The following is a 15926-nucleotide window of genomic DNA, read 5'->3' as shown; positions in this document are numbered from 1 at the left end:
CACTAAATGAAGGCAGTGTTTATTCGCGGTTGGAGTGGTAGCGGTAAAACAACTATGGGAACTGAGATAGTCGAGCAAGATAAGGACAATACCCTGCTGATAGAAGCGGATCAGTATTTCACGAACGCGACAACAGGTCAGTACAGCTACAACCGAGATGAAATCAAAGACGCGCACAATTGGGCACGCATGAAAATGGCGAAAGCGTTACGCGACGGCTTTAATGTGGTTATTTGTAATACGTTCACCAAGCCCTTCGAAATGCGTGATTACTTGGAGGTTGCTCAGCGATTTGGAGCCGATGTACAAGTACTGCAAGCACAAGGTAATTATCAGAACGTTCACAACGTACCAGATAATATCGTGCAAATGCAGAAGTCTCGATTCGTCTCTCTCGACGCATTTATGACAGAACTCAACCTCGCGTAACACGTAGTGTACTCTGGTCGGTTGACGGCCATCGTGGTGAAGGACATCGTATTTATGATTCGATGTCCTTCTTTGCGTTTCTGGGTTCGCTAGAGTCCCATTGAGTGTCTATCGTCTCAGTTCGTGTCACTGGTTTTTTTGAACCAACATGGCATGAAAGGTTGTTGTACTATCAAGGGTAGAGATGACGGGAGGAATGGATGCTGACAAGGAAAGACATTGAATGCGCCACAGCAAGGGAGGGCGCATACCGGCTCTGTGATGGTAAGGGACTGTACTTGCACGTCAGACCGTCAGGAGCAAAAAGCTGGGAGTTTCGCTATGTCAAGCCGGTTACGGGCAAACCGACGTTTATGGGGTTAGGCTCTCTGACTCGGTGTGATCTTACAGAGGCGCGATATCAAGCAAAACGATACCGTGCGTTGGTCAAACAAGGAAAAGATCCCCAAATTCACAAACACGTCACCGAGTTGGATGCCTTAGCTATGCAGACGCTCTGTGTTAGACATTGTTTATTATTGTGTATTGGGCGTTTAAGGGAGACTGAGAACTGCCCTCTACTCGATCAAATGCAGCATTTTTTTGAGCGCGATGTCTTTCCTTTGCTTGGCGAAACACCAGTGTCGCAACTAACGAGTGCAATGTTGGCCAGTGCGCTTTTACCACCCCCTTCAGCAAGTGATACTGACATTGAGTCGGCGATAAAGAAAGCCCAACTCATGGTACAAGTAATGGACTACGCCGCGTCTTCTCGATTTATACCGGCTAACCCAATTTTGGATGTCGTCACGCTGATACAAAATCAGTCAAAGAGTCTGAACCCATAGCGTTTCCACAGACGGCACTTTGGGCCTAATGTCACCAGCTCTACTCATAATGCCGTGTAGGTTCATATCTTTGTCACCAGTCGCACTCATTAACGCCTTGTGTGATACCCCTACACGCTTCTCTATAGGGTCAACCCAGACTTATCCTTACTCTTTGATGTTCGTTTTGATTGTAGGAATTTGAGATGAAGACGATCGGTCGCAAGTCCCGGTTTGAGTCTTGTTTCTTCAATGCGGTCTACAAATTCGCTGACCTGCTCTTGGGTAAAGACATCATGCTTAAAGTGACGGATGTAGTGAAGCAAATCGGTCAGTTGCACCACTTTTTCGGGCATAGGACTGTTGAGTCGAGCGTTGCCTACAAAGACCACCAATGAATGAACATCCAGCGGCTCACACTTCAATAGTTTGATCACCTCATTGACGTGCTTTACGTTCTGGTAGAGTGGATTTTGCATTTTATGACGACGGCCTTTAACAACTTGGGTCCATTTCTTATCGTTTGGCTTTCCATGCAAGACGCCCGTGTAGTTCTTGGTCTCGATAACAAAGATGCCATACTTAGACAGCAAGATGTGGTCAATTTGTGTTGTCCCTCGGGGTGATAAAGGTAAGGTCACATCGTTTATAAGCTTATAATCTCCTTCTGTCAGATTTGAGAGTGCCGTGACCACCTTTTGCTCGCCCAGCATTCCCTTCTTCTTCTGACGATTCGGCTCCCCCAGTCGATACAAAGCAAAGATAGAAAAAACAACAAACAGCATTAAGATATACAAATCAGAGACAATGAACATTGCCCCGCCTACTACCATCTGAAGAATGTTCCTAACCGGCTCAAAAAAATATGCCGCAGCAACAAAGAAATACGCTGAGATGATTAGCTTCATTTTATCCTACCCCTAGAGCCCAAGTTCAATGAGGCTGACGGATTCTGGTTCAATACTTTCCACCTGCCATTCAGAAGATGGGGAGGGCAGACGCTTAAGTACGAGTTTGCTGGAAACTTCATAAGCGTCTCCCTTCTTAAAATCTCCATAGATAGATTGAATCGTCGTGAGTTGATGCGGCGTATGCAGTCGTCTTCCGAGCCTATCCTTTGCTCGTTTCATGGCAGAGAGGTCTTTTTGTGCCTCCGCTTTGTAGAGAACGGTGCTTACAAATTTGGTATCTGAAGCAAGGTAACCATCAACTTTAGTAAGGTCGGTAATAGCGAATGCATTCAGACCGTCGTTTTGTTGTAGGTACGACTGATGCGCGTCACTGATGACAGTTTGACTAGGTTCACCAAGACCGCAGCCAAAAAGAGAAAGGCTCATGATGGTCAAAGATAGCGCGTGTCTCATAACAGCTCCTCGTGTTTGCGCAATTCGGTTAGATGTCATTCCTTGATGTTTACTGTGAAGCTTATAGACCGACGATTTACCTGACCCTGGGTCTTTTCCCCAGCCCGGTCGGCTGGTTTTCTTTCGTTGTCATGGAATGAAAGTTACGTGGTTAATGGGTTGTACCCAGCGGTGAGACCCGGTACCAGGCTGGAAATTGGTGATGTGCTCTAAGTTGCTTGTCATTCACCGACATTGTGTATGTATTTCACATCGATTCCAAACCTGGGCCCACATCATCTCCGGGCACGCGGCAGTGTATTAGTTCAGTTCCAATTTTTGTTGTCCATGAATGTCCGTGACGGCTTTTGATACTACCTCGGCCCAGAAGTCTGAAGACAAGAGTTTCATCATAGAAAAGCTCGGTTTGGTGTAGTTCTGGATGTCGGAAACCTGATAGGTATCTCGTAGCATTTCACGGATTTCGTAATGGGTTTTGATTTCGTCAGCAAACCCGAGCTCCACTGCATCTTGCCCGGTCCAAATGTAACCGGTAAACAAGTCCGGGTTCTCTGTCGCGAGTTTGTTTCCACGTCCTTCAATGAGCGCGTTTTTAAACTCCACGTACAATGGGGCTAGCACTTCATTCTTAAGGTGCTTCACCGCCTCCGGGTTCTCAGGCATAAATGGATCGAGCAAGGCTTTGTTTTTACCCGCAGAAAGTGTACGACGCTCGATTTGTAAGTTCTTGATAAGTTTATCGAATCCCCAAGTGTCCATTCTCACGCCGACACTCCCAATCAGGGAATTACGGTGAGCAAAAACTTTATCTGCCGATGAACTCACGTACAGGCACGCCGATGCACACATCTCTCCAATGCTAAAGAAGACCGGCTTATTTGTGGTTTCCCTCATTGTCATTAATGTACGGTGAAGGATTTCTGCTTGTACCGGGCTTCCACCAGGGGAGTTCGCTTCAATCAATACTGCATGGGCTAGTGGATCTTCCATGGCTTTTTGGATGGCCTCAGATAATCGAGTGCCATCTGCTGTTGAACTTCCGCGAGTGACTTCACCCTCAAATTGGATCAAGGCAATGTGCGGTAATGGCATGTTGAAAAAATGAGCTCGATACATGGTATGACCGATGGCAAACAACACACCAAACACAATGGCTGACACCTTAATAAAGTTCAGTGTGTGATTCTTCTTGTACAAACGGGCCATGTTCCCGAGCTGACCTTTTAACGACGTAGTGGTCTCTTTCGTTGTCTCTCGACGACGCTTAAAAAAATTCATGTTAATACTCCATTCCCGGCGCTGGTTAAAAGCGCTGGTATTCACGAATGATGGTAGTGGTCAAAATGATGCTCATGGCAATAAATCCAAGCGGTAGGTATCTCCACCAGCCGCCGTCAATCAATGGCACTACAAGAAAAACCCAGAGAGAGAACACAATGATGGCCACTAATCGCCATGCGATAGACGCTAGCTTTATGTTGTGCTGTTTAAAATTGTGGGCACGTTTGCGATAGTTGTAATAGGCATCGCTTATAAACGCGAAGATGAGGACACTCCCTAAGAATATCCATTCGAACAGAACGTTTATTCTGACGATGCTCCGGTACCACCACATCTTGGTGTTATCCACCAGACGCTCTGTCATTCCGCCAATGAAAGTGGCGGTTTTATTCTCAGGGTCATTATTGATGTACAGCTTATCGATGCTGTTAGACATACCCGTATCGACCATGCTGACTTTGTACCAGCGGTTGATACGTTCGAACAGTTCATCTGATTGGGCTTGAGTCAGTTGTCCCTGCACGATGGTGACTTCCTCAACAACCGCTTGCCGGAACTCGCTGGCAGGTAGCCCAAACCAGCAGTACAGTAGAGATAGAAACCAAACTAGAAAGCCTGCTTGTATCCATGGATTTCGAAATTGGTGTTTATCACCGAGCAGGGCATCATTGCCCTGATCAATGAATGACTGTGTATCATGTGCCATGCCTACGCTCCCAACACCAGTTCTGGCGTTTGAATTAGCTCGATAATTCTGTGCTTGCTTTGGTCTTCACTGGTGTATGGCAAGATCCCCAGTGAATGGAAATCGGCTCTAGCGAACAGCTTCGGCAAGATGAGAATCACCGATTGTCGGCATCCCTCTAGCTGCTCGTTATCCAACTGTTGGTCAATGATTTTGACCTTACGCACGCGAGATGAAGACACAAACTCATGAAAGGTTTGTTGTAGTGGATCCCAAATGATCTCATAACCCACTTTGTTCTCATCAGCCGTCACCATATATCGATACAGGTCAGTGCATCGCTTAATGACGACCAAGCACACTTGCTTAAACGCCACTTCTTTCCCGTGCTCTGGGTAGTAAGCGTCCCACGCTTCAACCATGTCATTGAGGGTCTTGTCCAGCAGTGAGTAATCCGGGTTACTAAAGTCTGCCGGGATGGCGTCACCAAAGAACTTAACCAAGCGCAATTGGATTTCTCCCAATGACGGCCAAATCTCAGACTGGGCAGACAGGGCGACAGAGGTTTCTTTTTCCAACTTACTTAGCAAGTAACTGCTCGGGGAGATTTGCTTGATGGCCGTTGGTTTGTAAAAGTACGATAAATCGTCTTGTTTCATATCAATGTCCTTATCTTGGCTCGACAGGCAATCGAAGCAATGTCTTCGACCCGTTAGAAAAACTACAAATGGCCTGCAAGTTCGGTAATGCAGATACCATGAATGGAGGGAATAGGGGGCGCTCTAGTGTAGATTCACGCATACCAGAGCCGGCGTTGTATGACCCTATGTTGTCTTGGGTAGATGCTGAGTTGCTAATCATTTTCTGATATTGAGCAAGGTCGGCAGCACCTATTTTTTCGGAGACATATTCTCGTGTGATTTTGCCTTCACATCGAAGAGCAATGGTGTTGGCACACAGTTCTGTTACTCGGTCAGCTGTTGCTTGTGAAGTTTTCTCAACAATATCTGGCAAGCTTTGTGTGGCCAGCGTCAGCTCGTATTTTGACTGTCTACCGATTGCTAATAAGTTCAATATCATGTCATTCAACGCGTTGTGCGCCTCATCAATCATGAAGCAAACTTGAGGCTCATCTCCGGTGCCGTAGTTATAACGCTCAGCTGACGCGGCTGATGTAGAAGCTGCAATCAAACGGGAAATGGTACCCGCAATCAGTGGGTCGGTTAGACCATCCGTTGCACAGTAAAGCACCCCACCGGTATTGGCGATTTCATCGATATTTACGACGCGCTGTTTATCATCCGCTAGGTCGTTTAAGTCCGGGGACAATAGGGTGTCCAGCGGAGACGAGCAAAGCTGTTCTAAGATAGAGTTCAATGAACCGGTCATCTTACGCACCTCAGCTGGCGAGGTTCGATAGGCATCAATGACACCAGATAGCTGCGAACACGGATGGTCTACTGCCATGACGTCGACATAGTAACCGACCATTTTCTCAAGCCAGCTCGTGCCTGCTTGTGAATTAATTCGTGCTTGTAAGGAGTGCTTCCAGTCTTCTCCAGCATGATTTGCAAAGTATTTCTCACACGTTTGCTCGCAAAGACGGTCAATACCTTCACGTAGGTAGTAGTAAAGCGTTGATAGCGTGAGTCGCTGGCCAATGTAATTCGCAGCTTGGAAAATTTGGTTCGAACGTTCAAAACAGAAGTTCTTAAATGTTTCACCTTCACTACCGCCCGTTGGGATACATTCCACGACACGGGTAGACAGTTCGGTGATGCGGTTATAGTTACTCATTGGGTCAATGGTGACCGATTCGCTAGGACGAGCTGGGGCGAAGTAGTAGAACTGGTCACCTTTACCTTGGCGCTCCATTTCTTCCTTAAGGCCATTTTTAAGTTCCGGCGTATTCTTAGGGTCAATGATCAACAATAGAACCTTTTCACCAGACCAAAGTTTGTTCAATGCCATCAATTTCAACAACGTGGTCTTCCCAGCCCCCGGCAGACCCACAATCAATGTATGAGCGCGACCAATGTTCTTACTCGGCGCGACCGGCTGTTCATCTCCCAGTGCCATTAAGTATGGTTCCCCACCAAGCTCTTCATTGAGCTTCGGGTTATAGGGTATGAACTTCCGCAAGAACACCGGGACTTGATGCTGACGACGGGCACTCGGTAAGGCGTTAACCGCATACATGTTGACTGCATGCTCCGGTCCCCAGTCATACCCGGTACCTAGATACATTTTCCCTTTTTTTGTGTATTTCATTGCCCGACGCCGAGTTTGTTCCAGCGACTCAATGACCAGCGAGTTAGAACACAGCTTCGCCTGGGTCTTCATAATCGGCCAAGCTTCGGCTGAGCGCTTGATGCCCATCCCTAGAGAAATAGTGGTACCCAAACCTGTCAGCAACATGGAGTCGGGGACGTTTGTATTAGTCAGTAGATGATTGAGTGTTTGATATCCACCCGTGACAGCGAAAAAACCTGCTGAAGCAAACCAAGACTGGGCTTGCTTGATTTCAAATATCTCTCGGAAATAGTTTTCAATTTGCTCAGAGATGGCATTTTTTTTACTTTTAAACATTGATCACCCCATCGTTATCAAGGGATAGCTCTTTAGCTAGCTTCGATTTCAATATCAGCATTTCGTGTTGTGCCGTGACTTTGAGTTTTCCATGGAAAAAATCAGGATTGGCCATACGACCTTTGCGACCCAGGTTGTAGATGTATCGCGCTTGTTCAATGAGTAACTTCCCGTCAATATCAAGAAGCTCGGCGACGGCAAGATACATCTCTTTGGAAATCGTGATGTAGTCGTCAGTGTCTAGGCCCAAGGTGGTTTTTGGCTTGTAGGACTCTGACAATTTGTCGAGGTATGTCGTGTCATCAAAGTTAGATTCAATCGCCGTGAGTACCATGCCAAGCCAATGCTTGTTCACGTACAGTGAAGGACGTTGTTGCACCTCAATCAGTGAATCGTTATCAGCATGGATTTCAGATAGGCCATAGGCAATGACATAACAAAGCGTAATGAGCTCATCAGTCTTCACGCTGCGCAGTCGGTCCGTGGCTCGGTGCTCTGCATTCACATGAGTGTTCGATTTTGCTTGGTTGACTGGTTTCTTTGGTTTGAATTTTGGCACCGGTGATGACGTATCCACGCCACCAGCCGATGATTTACCCAGTGCCACACTCCCGTTGTCATTCTCGGACAGCGAATTATCTGAAGCTGAATGCGTTTCATCTCCAACGGAACCAGGGGACACTTGCCCGTCATCCATATTATTAAAGGCGATTTGACCTTTAGGTGACGTGTCAGTCTTTGATTGTGGCTTGTCTGGATTGGCGTTGATATTGATGCCAGCCCAACAATTCTCATCCACCGGCATCGTTGGCTCTGAACTTCGCTGGTTGTCAGGGGAGATATTCATACCATCCCATCCACCGTTATCCTCGTTCTCAAACTTAATCGAAGGTCGGGAAGTCTTTGGCTTAGACTGTGACGTTTTCTTCGTATTGTTGCTTGGCTTTGCCGCAGGCTTGTTCGCTGGAGTAGCTGATTTAGGTTTACTGCCTGCCGGTTTCTTTGTGGACGCTGCTGCTTTAGGCTTAGCACCAGTTTTATTGGTGTTACCTTTGGGCGCATTTGGTGTTTGCGCCACAGTTGATGGCTGATGAGGAGACGGCTGAGCGCCACTGCCCATCGTACTTCCGGCTGCAACTGAACCTGCATTATTCGCGACGGACTGATTAGCCGCGAGAAGCTCATCTTTGGTTTTCGGTTTACCAGTGACATTCAATGAACGTGCAGCATTTCGGTTTACTTGAGAGCCCTCTTCAGGGTCAAGGTTGTAAATCGTTTGGTAAGGGTTTTTCTTCGGTTCGTCATACACAACGCGACCATTCGGTGCAACGGTCAGTGTTTCACCAATATTGGATAAGACGATTTCACAGTCCGTTAGGTTAGGCGGCACGATAGTGTCTTCAAACACAAGGTTTGGGTATGACACGCGCACAATGTCGGTTTGTCTCGGATTACCTTTGGCGTCTTTGTATGTCAAACGTGCAAAATCGGATTCTTCGTGCATTGGCTCTATGATGCCTAGCTCTTCCATTATCGACGCGACTTTACCGTAACTGTTGATAATGCGAGCATTCTCTCCTGCGTTTGTCGCATCTTTGTTGATGTGTTGGATCACTTCCATGATTCCATCGCGATAGTCGAGATAGACCTCCTCATCAATGACGAATATTCGAGCACCGTATTCATTCACTTTATTCCACTTGTTCTTTTTCAATTCTCGTAGGCTAGAAATGAATGCATGGCCAAGGCCACTTTTGCGATCACCCATAAGGTGGTGGTACTGAGTTCGTCGGTCTCGCTCTGATGATTTAGCATCCGCCTTGCGCATCGCCTCCTCAATAAACCCATTCTTTCGTGTGTAAGATTGCAAGGCGTCAATAATAGGACCTGAGAGGTTGTCACTGCTCTCATACAACCATCGCTTCGCCATAGGACTTAATATTTTGTCCATAAGGAGTGCTGATAGCTTTTCATGATAGTGATTTGCACGATGCGGATTCCAACTCACCGTGTATCTCTCTATCCGATGTCGGTCAGCGAAATCGTAAATGGACTCTATCTGTGGGTTCCATTGAGATGGGACTTCTTTACCGTGTACTCGCATGTCACTGATAATCTTTCCTGCATCATGTAGCAGACCAGATAACCAAGCGGCAAAACGCCAGCGTGGTAAACGCAGCTTTTCGACATCTTGAAACCCTATCGGGTCGGGTGTCTTAGCCTTACACATTCTAAGGGTCATTAATGCCACTTCTAATGAATGACGGAGCAAGCCTCCAACTTCGTTGTGGTGATGAAACTCAGAAGCCGGCAATAAGTGATAGTATTGGACAACGTGTCGTATGGCAGGCATGTACGTATTCATGAAACATGGCGTGCTAAAATCTTCATGGCCTTCAATCATCCCTGCTGCAAGGAACGTTTCTTTGATGATGCCACGGTAGGCAAACAAGATATCGTGCTCTGTTAGAACCGGTACACCTAACGGCGTAGGGGGGTATTTAATCATCGACGCCACTTCTTTTTGCAAGCGAGTAATTTCCTCTTGCTGAAGTAGATACTTGTCGCTAGCAAAATGCTCATGTAATTCACCCGACTTTTTACCGAGTAAATCCATGACTTTGTAGCCGAGTATTGAAACGCCTTTACCTACGCCGTCAAGTAACTTCATTTAAGCACCCTCCTTCAGCGACTCTTGGCTCGCCAATACACTGTCGATATCTTCTGCCATCAAAGGATTTTCATCAGATGACACAAGAACAGAGGTATTGTCTGATTGCTCAGAAACTTGATTGATTGGAGCATCGGCCAAGGACTCATCGGAAACCACTGATTCAGGCTCATCAGAAACTGCCGCGAGTTGAGCATTGATTTGACTATTGATGCGTTGCTGCGTATTACCACGACCCGGATCCAGTGAACGGAGTTTATTGGTGATACCAAACACATCATTCGAAAAACGAGATAGGGTAGAGGCCAACTTCATTTTTGCGTTTTTGTATCGCTGCTCTTCAAGTTCGCCGAGCATCCAAAGTGTTTCCATGACGGCCATTGAATTGTCCATTTTACGAACAACGCTAATGACTCTCTGGAAGATTGGGTGGGTGATCTCAAATGTAAATGAGTGAGAGTCGGGTGCTTCAACGTTAGGAAGCTTACGACCCGATTTTCGATTTTTTCGATTCCACTCGCGCTTCACCGCATCAGTCTGTTTGCTAAATTCAGATTGGCCTTGCTCTAATGTCTCAAACAGACCTTCGAAAATAGAAACGACAACTTCTCGATTGCCATCGTTGTTTTCTGTACTTTCGTACATTGTTGCAACGCGTTGTGTAGAACCAATCAATTGGCCACCTTTGGTACCTAGGTAACGGTACATTGCTTCACTGCGACACAACACACTCTCCGGAATGTGACGACGCATTTGCTTGAAATCAGCCATAGATGTCTCCTTCGCTCTCTTTGTTTTCTTTCTTCGACTTTTGGTGCATTAACTTGCCACTCAAATCGACGTTATGAATGTTGATTTCTGGGTAGTACTTTTCAAATATCGGTATAAGTTGCTTATAGGTCGTTTTCCCGTTTCCTTTCCTCGGCATGATGCCTAAATCCACGGCTAAGTCCCGATACAGTGAAGTGCGCTCATCGAGTAACCGCTGGTAGGTGTCAATCAAATAAAAGTAACGCCGAAGAACAGGATGCACGCGACGAGCAAGTTCCTTAAACATGTCGCCTTCCCAGTCTTCACCATGTTTTTTGATGGCTTCCCAACAAAATGGCTGACAAGCTACTCGGACAGGCGGGTTATTCGAACTTAAGCTTGCGGGATACTTCGGTAAGACTGAGTGTTGCGTTTTCATTTGTGCCTTATCAGCATCAGCGACCCAATTCATGCGTTTAAATGTGCCTTTAAATGTCCGACCGTAGTCTTTAATGAAAAGACCCAAGCACATATCATCAGGCCTATTTGGTCCGATTTTTGTATCGACTTTCACCTTAACCACTAAGTGGCCAGTATCGGCATAACGGTACCTCTCTTCACGTACGTTCTTTTCCTGAATCTTCTTGTTAAAGGCCAGATGGGGCTCGTTGTAGTACTGCTGGCAAATTCGCTCTACGATTTTCCAAAGCTCTTTCGCTTCGTCCTGCAATGACGCCAATTCAATACCAAGGTGCTCAATCATCTTGTTGAACATCTCAATAGCGTCTAAGTCCACGCTCACAAGCTTGCTTACATCTACTTGTGCCATGAGCGCTTCTTCTTTCGTCATCACGTAGGGCGGTTCAAAGTTCGATGAGTCAGCGCTTTCAACGCTCTCAACGGGCTCATTTAAATCCATGACGTCCTCGTTAGTCGTAAATCTGAAGTCTTATTGTGGCCGTTAAAACAATTCGTTTTGCCGATTAACGGCCTTAATTTCGATGCTTAATTGAGATTTTGATGAAAATGGGGCGGTTCTAAAGCTGCAACTGTTTGTTTAGTTTGCTCAGAGATGCCGGGATATGTGTACCTAAAATGAACGATTTCTTTCCAAGACATCGTTTGGGTCGTGAGTGTTTACGCTTTAGGCCACCAGCCCAAGTTGGTCAATGCGGTTAAGCCATCCCACCTCTCGGGCTCGGCATTTTGCCTCGGGCGGGGTCATCTCCAGGCAAGGAATGTTGGCTCATGGCTCCATATAGACAGATTGAAAATCCGACAAAGACATCGAATAAGGCAGGGCAGTGTATCGTCATCCATGTCTCGGAATGAGTTGGTATTAGCTTAGGAACAGCTCTGATAGTCCGGGTTGGCCATAAATCTATGTTCATAAGTTCTAACATAGGCAGTGGATAATGCTCGGGCAGGCACTTGAGATGAGGTCAATGTCTCGGAATGAGTCATGGGCAATGCATGATGCTCGGGCAGGCTATTGAGATGAGGTTAATGTCTCGGAATGAGTCATGGGCAATGCATGATGCTCGGGCAGGCTATTGAGATGAGGTTAATGTCTAGGAATGAGATACGGGCAATGCATGATGCTCGGGCAGGCTCTTGTGATGATGTCGATGTCTAGGAATGAGTCATGGGCAATGCGTGATGCTCGGGCAGGCTCTTTAGATGTAGCCAATGTCTAGGAATGAGCCATGGGCAATGCATGATGCTCGGGCAGGCTCTTTAGATGTAGCCAATGTCTAGGAATGAGATACGGGCAATGCATGATGCTCGGGCAGGCTCTTGTGATGATGTCGATGTCTCGGAATGAGTCATGGGCAATGCGTGATGCTCGGGCAGGCTCTTATGGCAGGGGGGTAAAGGCTTAAAATGCGGAAGGTGCGCGCAAACCACCGAAAATCATATATTACAAATATATTCTATATATTAACAACCCGTAATGGGTTACCCAATATGGGGGCTATCCCCGTTATTATGTGTGGATCTTGCCCATTTCGCTATTCTCACAACTCTTTGTACGTAGGACAAAATGGGTTGGAGATTATAATACGTGTTTTGCATGTAGAGTTGTCACCTATATACTCCGACCCATTATTTTGATGGTTTTTGACTGCTAACATATCAACAGTAAAGCGTTTTTGTTAACTTTCTAAAAATGCGTTGCCTTATATAATACGAGTTTTTTGATCATGTAGAACGATATACGCTCCAACCTAATATATATGTCCTAATTATGTCTGAGAAAGATATACAGGTTTTCTTTAGAAATATATCCCTCTGAAAACGTATTTTTTTACCGATTAGGGCAGTCTTTCTTAAAGAATATGCTTTTACACCTGCTCACCCCATACTTATACCAGTTTGGTAACTCACTTATCCCACATTTACTTATATCCCCCTCTTTCTTACCATATTAACCCCCGATATACCCCGTTTTTATGCGTAATGAGCTTTCAATTGAATCGTACAACTTCTTTATCACGCCTCCAACCCATGTCTGTCCCTCATTTACAACCGCTTTCCCGTAGACACCCTATTTAACCCCGTAACACAACGCTATTGCGGCTAAGTTAGCCCACATTTAACCCTCTTTTACCTCCTGATTTAACCGATTTTTCAGGTTTTCCGATTAACGAGCGAAAATAGCCCCACTAATCGCTAAATTTTGCAGGTTCATAGTGTATTACTACTTCTATCTTCACCCATTAGAGAGAAATCACAATGAAACGAATGATGGAAATTGCAGCTATCGATGTCGGTTTTGGAACAACCTGCATTGCTTCAAACGTCTCTAAGAACGACCAAGAGTTTGTGGTCTTTCCGAGCCGTGTGCGTAAAGTTGACCCAACAAAAAAAGATCAAATCGGGTCACTAGAAGGGATTGAGAGAGAAACAACGGTGGTCAAAGTAGACGATACATATTACGAAGTAGGACCCGGCGTAGTCGAGCTAGCAAGCAATGAAGAAGAACGTTTGCTTAGTAAGCGCTATATACATAGTCCAGAGTACAAAGCTTATTTTTTAGCAGCCTTACACCAACTCAAATCAGACTCTATAGATCTTATGGTCGGAGGCCTTCCATTAAACATGCTTAATATGAAGCAGTCATTAGTGGAGTTTATGGAAGGGGAACATCAAGTCGGTGGCCGTACAATAACGATCAAAAAAGCCATTGTTTTTGCCCAACCATTTGGTGCTCTCATCCACTATGCGACGCAACAAAGTCTAGATAACGGTGTAGATTTGATGAGCGCATTGGGTAAAAGCACTCGTACCGTTGTTGACCCAGGTTATGGGACTTTAGACATTCTTACTGCAAGTGGTCTGTCTGTTGACGATGATCGCACTAAGGCTATTGGTTTAGGACAAGGGAAATTGCTAAATGAAATCACTGACCAATTAAGCCAAGTATTTAATGCTACTATCGGGGTTGAGCTGGTGGATCGAGGATTTGTCACTGGCAACCTAGAGATGTTTGGTGTTGAGTACGATTTTCCGGTTAACGACAAAACCGTGACGGAAGATGGCTCTCAGTCTATGGAAAAATATGATTGCCTCAAAACAATAGATAGCTATTGCGACAAGTCAATCAAAGTCTTATCAAACCTAGTAGGTGACGCGATCGACATCAAGGAATTTTTGGTCTGTGGTGGCCCAGCTCCCGATTACGTTCGAGCTATCAAGCGTGCTTTCCCAAGGCACCGTGTAACGCTGGTACCGGATCACCGTGTTAGCGTTTGCTTAGGATTCGCTCAACTCGCACTTCAAATTGCAGCATCGATGCAAAAAGAGGCGGTAACCGTATGAGTAAGGGATTCGTAGAACTATACCCAAGACTGCCTTTGTACAAGGAGGCAGCAGTAAAGAAAATCTCAACTAACCCGCAAGCAGTAAGAGTCTTAATGAATGCAGGTGCAGCATTGCACCGCATTCATTCTGGTAACTGGGGGTTGTTAAGGGCTAAGGCGGAACTGGGGTTGCCAATAGAAAGGGCTAACGTGGCTATCCGTCTCCGTATATCCAAACGTGCAACTCCATATCTATTTGACCTTTTATCAAACAAACAAGATAGAGGATTGGCGATAATCCTATTTCATTTGGGTGTGATGAACCATATTCATGGCGAAGACTGGTTTGATAAATCCCTGTTAGGAGAACAACCAATTAAATCGCAGCCGATATTGATTGATAATAAAAATGAAACTACTACTGCAAGTTCATCCAATAAGGAGCCTGATGAGCAGGTTGATAATAAATCTAACAGTAAGTTAGTAGCAGTTGAATCTGGGGACCTTATTACCCAGCTGGGAGTTGAGGGTTTATACCAATAAGCATAGATATAGAAAGCGATATATTAGGCTTTACTACTATGTTAATTTGTTATCTACCTCAATTAAATCATAATAAATGTTGAATTATTGAACAATTATGTGAATAATTTCATAGTTCATTAAGAGTTTGTAAGGTCGTTGTGGTGACGGCTTCACATATGATTCAGCTAGGGAGCGGATCTGTCTCGATGATGTTTCAATAAAATGAGTGCGACGAGGGATGGTTGTTTTTGGCTTAGTACCGTCTTGAGCATGAGTGACGTTGTGACTTCATGGTGAACGATACTTAGATACGAACAACAGGGTTTGAAACATGATTACTACATCTGACACTAGCAATCGTGCAAATCTATCTGATTTGTACAGAACTAACGGGTTGGCGCTCACTACTATCCACGAAATGGTCCTAGAGGCGATTCAACTAGGTAAACTCGACGAGTTAACCGAATCATCTATATTCAGCAATCAAAAAGATCTCGATATACATTCTTTATCCCAGATCGATCCCAGTCTTCTAAACGAGTTTACAGAGCACTATTGTGGTCCCCACCTTCTGCATCTCCTACCTACAACGAATGGATGTAAACGAACCACTAATTTTTCTCTTTTACTGGATGCGTTAGAAACCAATCATGTTGGTTTGTATCAAGAACGCACGAATGCTCTTAACATCAAAGATTTAGATCTACCTGTCGAATTCCATCACAAAATTATGATTCTCACGCAGACGTATTTGCACCGTCTGCTGCAAATGGCTAGGCACTCCCCAAAACGTTTACGTTTACAGGTGATGTGTACTCAAGAAGAAGCGCGTCGCTTTGCCAAATTATCGGCTAACGAAATTGCACTCTTCTCAATTTCGGGGGTCTTCCCGTTTACATTTTATGCCAATGCAGTAGGCCCACTTATTAATGCGTGTGTTACTCATAATCCAGAAACGTATGCTCGCCATGTGAATTGCGAGAGATTTCGTATTTTGAGTCCCCAATTCTAATCGACAAAGTG

The 15926-nt window shown here is 45.4% G+C and carries 14 protein-coding genes; 5 read left to right on the top strand and 9 right to left on the bottom strand.

Annotated features, from left to right (window positions below; all coding sequences use genetic code 11):
* Positions 1-6: 6 nt before the first annotated feature.
* Positions 7-429, top strand: a complete 423-nt coding sequence (locus tag J4N45_RS10365) for an AAA family ATPase (RefSeq protein WP_252011330.1) — start codon at positions 7-9, stop codon at positions 427-429.
* A gap of 200 nt (positions 430-629) precedes the next feature.
* Positions 630-1256, top strand: a complete 627-nt coding sequence (locus J4N45_RS10360) for an integrase arm-type DNA-binding domain-containing protein (RefSeq protein ID WP_252011329.1) — start codon at positions 630-632, stop codon at positions 1254-1256.
* A 122-nt stretch (positions 1257-1378) separates the two neighbouring features.
* Here the strand turns inward: J4N45_RS10360 and J4N45_RS10355 are convergent, their stop codons facing one another.
* The 9 genes from J4N45_RS10355 to J4N45_RS10315 form a co-directional block, all read right to left on the bottom strand.
* A complete protein-coding gene (locus J4N45_RS10355) occupies positions 1379-2143 on the bottom strand; it encodes a nuclease-related domain-containing protein (RefSeq protein WP_252011328.1) in 765 nt (254 codons plus the stop codon).
* 12 nt (positions 2144-2155) lie between these two features.
* Positions 2156-2599 (bottom strand): hypothetical protein, encoded by a 444-nt coding sequence (locus tag J4N45_RS10350; RefSeq protein WP_252011327.1) that lies wholly within the window; start codon positions 2597-2599, stop codon positions 2156-2158.
* A gap of 300 nt (positions 2600-2899) precedes the next feature.
* Positions 2900-3877, bottom strand: a complete 978-nt coding sequence (locus J4N45_RS10345) for a S49 family peptidase (protein WP_252011326.1) — start codon at positions 3875-3877, stop codon at positions 2900-2902.
* A gap of 25 nt (positions 3878-3902) precedes the next feature.
* Positions 3903-4586, bottom strand: a complete 684-nt coding sequence (locus J4N45_RS10340) for an IncC plasmid conjugative DNA transfer DtrJ family protein (RefSeq protein WP_252011325.1) — start codon at positions 4584-4586, stop codon at positions 3903-3905.
* Between the two features lie 2 nt (positions 4587-4588).
* A complete protein-coding gene (locus J4N45_RS10335) occupies positions 4589-5224 on the bottom strand; it encodes a hypothetical protein (protein ID WP_252011324.1) in 636 nt (211 codons plus the stop codon).
* A gap of 10 nt (positions 5225-5234) precedes the next feature.
* Complete coding sequence (traD, locus tag J4N45_RS10330) at positions 5235-7154, bottom strand: conjugative transfer system coupling protein TraD (protein ID WP_252011323.1); 1920 nt, start codon at positions 7152-7154, stop codon at positions 5235-5237.
* Entirely contained in the window at positions 7147-9825 is a 2679-nt protein-coding gene (gene mobH, locus J4N45_RS10325; RefSeq protein WP_252011322.1) for a MobH family relaxase, read from the bottom strand. The genes traD and mobH overlap by 8 nt, the downstream gene beginning before the upstream one ends.
* Positions 9826-10596, bottom strand: a complete 771-nt coding sequence (locus J4N45_RS10320) for a hypothetical protein (protein WP_252011321.1) — start codon at positions 10594-10596, stop codon at positions 9826-9828.
* Positions 10589-11494, bottom strand: a complete 906-nt coding sequence (locus J4N45_RS10315; protein ID WP_252011320.1) for a hypothetical protein — start codon at positions 11492-11494, stop codon at positions 10589-10591. The genes J4N45_RS10320 and J4N45_RS10315 overlap by 8 nt, the downstream gene beginning before the upstream one ends.
* Before the next feature lie 1817 nt (positions 11495-13311).
* Between J4N45_RS10315 and J4N45_RS10310 the strand changes: the two genes are divergently transcribed.
* From J4N45_RS10310 to J4N45_RS10300, 3 genes are all read left to right on the top strand, one after another.
* Entirely contained in the window at positions 13312-14397 is a 1086-nt protein-coding gene (locus J4N45_RS10310) for a ParM/StbA family protein (RefSeq protein ID WP_252011319.1), read from the top strand.
* Positions 14394-14921, top strand: coding sequence for a hypothetical protein (locus J4N45_RS10305; RefSeq protein WP_252011318.1), 528 nt, complete (start codon positions 14394-14396; stop codon positions 14919-14921). The genes J4N45_RS10310 and J4N45_RS10305 overlap by 4 nt, the downstream gene beginning before the upstream one ends.
* Before the next feature lie 313 nt (positions 14922-15234).
* Positions 15235-15915, top strand: a complete 681-nt coding sequence (locus J4N45_RS10300) for a hypothetical protein (RefSeq protein ID WP_252011317.1) — start codon at positions 15235-15237, stop codon at positions 15913-15915.
* The last annotated feature ends 11 nt before the right edge of the window (positions 15916-15926 follow it).

Origin of the sequence: Vibrio sp. SCSIO 43140, from assembly GCF_023716585.1 — a bacterium.
Taxonomy (GTDB): Bacteria; Pseudomonadota; Gammaproteobacteria; order Enterobacterales; family Vibrionaceae; genus Vibrio; species Vibrio maritimus_B.
The sequence above is the reverse complement of the archived record's forward strand: the minus strand, read 5'-3'. Positions and strand labels throughout refer to the sequence as shown.

What these genes read in the sequence shown, in the direction of transcription:
- J4N45_RS10365 (WP_252011330.1), top strand. Translation starts at nt 7, where the DNA reads ATGAAGGCAGTGTTTATTCGCGGTTGGAGTGGTAGCGGTAAAACAACT.
- J4N45_RS10360 (WP_252011329.1), top strand. Translation starts at nt 630, where the DNA reads ATGCTGACAAGGAAAGACATTGAATGCGCCACAGCAAGGGAGGGCGCA.
- J4N45_RS10355 (WP_252011328.1), bottom strand. Translation starts at nt 2,143, where the DNA reads ATGAAGCTAATCATCTCAGCGTATTTCTTTGTTGCTGCGGCATATTTT.
- J4N45_RS10350 (WP_252011327.1), bottom strand. Translation starts at nt 2,599, where the DNA reads ATGAGACACGCGCTATCTTTGACCATCATGAGCCTTTCTCTTTTTGGC.
- J4N45_RS10345 (WP_252011326.1), bottom strand. Translation starts at nt 3,877, where the DNA reads ATGAATTTTTTTAAGCGTCGTCGAGAGACAACGAAAGAGACCACTACG.
- J4N45_RS10340 (WP_252011325.1), bottom strand. Translation starts at nt 4,586, where the DNA reads ATGGCACATGATACACAGTCATTCATTGATCAGGGCAATGATGCCCTG.
- J4N45_RS10335 (WP_252011324.1), bottom strand. Translation starts at nt 5,224, where the DNA reads ATGAAACAAGACGATTTATCGTACTTTTACAAACCAACGGCCATCAAG.
- traD (WP_252011323.1), bottom strand. Translation starts at nt 7,154, where the DNA reads ATGTTTAAAAGTAAAAAAAATGCCATCTCTGAGCAAATTGAAAACTAT.
- mobH (WP_252011322.1), bottom strand. Translation starts at nt 9,825, where the DNA reads ATGAAGTTACTTGACGGCGTAGGTAAAGGCGTTTCAATACTCGGCTAC.
- J4N45_RS10320 (WP_252011321.1), bottom strand. Translation starts at nt 10,596, where the DNA reads ATGGCTGATTTCAAGCAAATGCGTCGTCACATTCCGGAGAGTGTGTTG.
- J4N45_RS10315 (WP_252011320.1), bottom strand. Translation starts at nt 11,494, where the DNA reads ATGGATTTAAATGAGCCCGTTGAGAGCGTTGAAAGCGCTGACTCATCG.
- J4N45_RS10310 (WP_252011319.1), top strand. Translation starts at nt 13,312, where the DNA reads ATGAAACGAATGATGGAAATTGCAGCTATCGATGTCGGTTTTGGAACA.
- J4N45_RS10305 (WP_252011318.1), top strand. Translation starts at nt 14,394, where the DNA reads ATGAGTAAGGGATTCGTAGAACTATACCCAAGACTGCCTTTGTACAAG.
- J4N45_RS10300 (WP_252011317.1), top strand. Translation starts at nt 15,235, where the DNA reads ATGATTACTACATCTGACACTAGCAATCGTGCAAATCTATCTGATTTG.